The sequence below is a fragment of the Variovorax sp. 01T439_2 genome, from assembly GCF_056398445.1.
Genome location: NZ_JBFTPJ010000795.1, coordinates 1 through 2,820 on the forward strand (window position 1 = coordinate 1; position 2,820 = coordinate 2,820).

The 2,820-nt window shown below is 68.6% G+C and carries 3 protein-coding genes; 1 reads left to right on the top strand and 2 read right to left on the bottom strand.

Features of this window, described 5'->3' with window-relative positions:
• Positions 1–1,715 (top strand): DUF3418 domain-containing protein (locus AC1DOC_RS27895; protein ID WP_478130942.1); only part of this gene is annotated, 1,715 nt, incomplete at its 5' end.
• A gap of 69 nt (positions 1,716–1,784) precedes the next feature.
• On the opposite strand, the gene AC1DOC_RS27900 is transcribed toward AC1DOC_RS27895, so the two are convergent.
• Both AC1DOC_RS27900 and AC1DOC_RS27905 read right to left on the bottom strand, forming a co-directional pair.
• Entirely contained in the window at positions 1,785–1,943 is a 159-nt protein-coding gene (locus AC1DOC_RS27900) for a DUF3309 family protein (RefSeq protein WP_012747828.1), read from the bottom strand.
• Between the two features lie 135 nt (positions 1,944–2,078).
• Positions 2,079–2,820 (bottom strand): aminotransferase class I/II-fold pyridoxal phosphate-dependent enzyme (locus AC1DOC_RS27905; protein WP_478130943.1); only part of this gene is annotated, 742 nt, incomplete at its 5' end.

A 2,820-nucleotide genomic window follows, 5' to 3' on the forward strand; every position in this document is an offset into this window, starting at 1 on the left:
AGTTTCCGTTCCTCGCGGCCAACCGCAAGCTGGTGCGCGAGGTCGAAGGGCTGGAGCACAAGGCGCGCCGGCAGGACGTGCTGGTCGACGACGAGCTGATCTTCGCCTTCTACGACGCGCAGCTGCCCGCCGACGTGGCCAGCGGCATCAGCTTCGAGAACTGGTACCGCCATGCCTCCAGGGAGCAGCCGCGCCTGCTCTTCCTCACGCGCGAGGAACTGATGCGCCACCAGGCCGCGGGCATCACCACGCAGTCCTTTCCGCCCACGCTGCGGCTGGGCGGCGTCGACTGCGCGGCAAGCTACCTGCACGCGCCTGGCGACGCCAAGGACGGCCTCACGGTCAGCGTGCCGCTCTTCGTGCTCAACCAGGTGAGCGAAGAGCGCTGCGAATGGTTGGTGACCGGCATGCTCAAGGACAAGATCCAGGCGCTGCTCAAGAGCCTGCCGCAGCGGCCGCGCTCGCGGCTGGTGCCGCTGCCCGAGTCGGCCGCCAGGCTGGCGGAAGAGCTTTCGGCGCCCGAAGTGTTCGGCCACGGCTCGCTGACCGATGTGCTGCTCAAGCGCGTGCGCGACACCACGAGCATCGACGTCAAGCGTGCCGACTTCAAGCTCGACATGCTGCCGCCGCATCTGTTCATGAACCTGCGCATCGTGGACGAGCACGGTCGCCAGCTTGGCATGGGGCGCAACCTGGGTGCGCTCAAGGCGGAGCTGGGCGCGCAGGCGCGCGGCGCTTTTCAGGCGCTGGCCGGCCTCAACGTCAAGGCGTCGGCGGACCGCAAGCCGGCCGACGCAGCCGAGGGACACGGGCAGGCCAAGGGCAACGCCGCTGCGCCGGCACCCGCCGCGCCCAGCCTGCCTGCCGGCCAGCGCTACACCAACTGGAGCTTCGGCGAACTGCCCGAGCTGATGGAAGTGCGGCGCGGATCGCAGTCGCTGATCGGATTTCCGGCGCTGCGCGACGAGGGCGATGCCGTCACCATCGAGGTGTTCGACGAGCCCGCCGTGGCGGCCGCCAAGCACCGCGCCGGGCTGCGCCGCCTGTTCGCGCTGCAGCTGAAGGATGCGCTCAAGTACCTCGAGAAGAACATCCCCGACCTGCAGAAGATGGCCGTGGCCTACATGCCGCTGGGTACCTCGGAGGAGCTGCGCGCGCAGATCATCGACGTGGCGATCGACCGGGCCTTCCTGCAGGAGCCGCTGCCGACCGACGAGTTCGCCTTCAAGCGCCGCCTCGAAGAGGGCCGCGGCCGGCTCACGCTGATCGCCAACGAGGTGGCGCGGCTGGCCTCGGCCATCCTGGCCGAGTACGCGGCCGCCGCGCGCAAGATCAAGGACACCAAGCTCCAGCCCGAGGCCGTGCAGGACGCCGCGCAGCAGCTGCAGCGCCTGGTCGGCAAGCGCTTCATCGCGGACGCGCCGTGGACGCAGCTGCAGCATTTCGCGCGCTATCTCAAGGCCATCGTGCTGCGGCTCGACAAGCTGCGCAGCGACCCCGCGCGCGATGCCGCCAAGCTGGCCGAGCTGCGGCCGCAGGAGCAGCGCTACTGGCGGCTGGTGGCCGAGCGCAAGGGCGTGGTGGACGAGCGCATGCTGGAGTTCCGCTGGCTGCTCGAGGAGCTGCGCGTGAGCTTCTTCGCGCAGGAGCTGCGCACGCCGCAGCCGGTCAGCATCAAGCGGCTGGACAAGGCCTGGGCCCAGCTGCAGGCCTGATCGGCGACCGGCAAAAAAGAAGCCCGCTTCTCGCGGGCTCCTTTCAGGTGCATGAAGGGCCGGGCAGCGTCATATGCGGCCCATGAGCACCAGGATGATGACGATCAGCACGACCAGGCCCAGCCCGCCGCTGGGCCAGTAGCCCCAGCTCCGGCTGTAGCCCCAGCTCGGCAGCGCACCGATCAGAAGCAATATCAGGATGATCAGCAGAATGAACGAGAGGGACATGCGTTTCTCCTGGACCTTGTTGTTACGAGCATTCATGCTCGGTGCCAGGAGACCGGGCCCGCGCCGGATAGCCGCTTCTTCGGCGGTCAGGGCTTTCCTACCGGGGCCGTCGGCATTCAAGCCGCGCGAGCCGGGTCAAAGCCGTGCGAGCCGATCCATGGCCGCGAGCAGCGTCTCGTCCTTCTTGGCGAAGCAGAAGCGGACCACGCGCTGGTCGAAGCCGTTGCCGTAGAAGGCCGACAGCGGAATCGCCGCCACGCCGATCTCGCGCGTGAGCCACAGGCAGAACTCGGCTTCGGACAGGTCGCTCACCGCCGAGATGTCGACGCACTGGAAATAGCTGCCCTCGCTGCGCAGCAGCCTGAAGCGGGTCTTCTGGGCCAGGCCGGCCGCGAACAGGTCGCGCTTGCGCTGGTAGAAGGCGGGCAGCTCGAGGTAGGGCCCGGGCTCGGCCATGTACTGCGCGAGCGCATGCTGCATCGGCGTGTTGACGGTGAACACGTTGAACTGGTGCACCTTGCGGAACTCGGCCATCAGCGGCGCGGGCGCGGCCACGAAGCCGACCTTCCACCCGGTGACGTGGTAGGTCTTGCCGAAGCTGCTCACGATGAAGCTGCGCGCCGCCAGGCCCGGGAAGCGCGCCACGCTTTCATGCTGCGCACCGTCGTAGACCATGTGCTCGTAGACCTCGTCGGCAATCACGAGGACGTCGGTCGGTGCCAGCGGTTCCTCGAGCTTGCGCATCTCGGCGGCGGTCCAGACCGTGGCGCTCGGGTTGTGCGGCGTGTTGACGATGATCGCCCGCGTACGCGGCGTGATCGCCGCGGCGATCTTGTCGAAGTCGGGGCGGAAGGTGCCGGGCACCAGCGGCACGCGC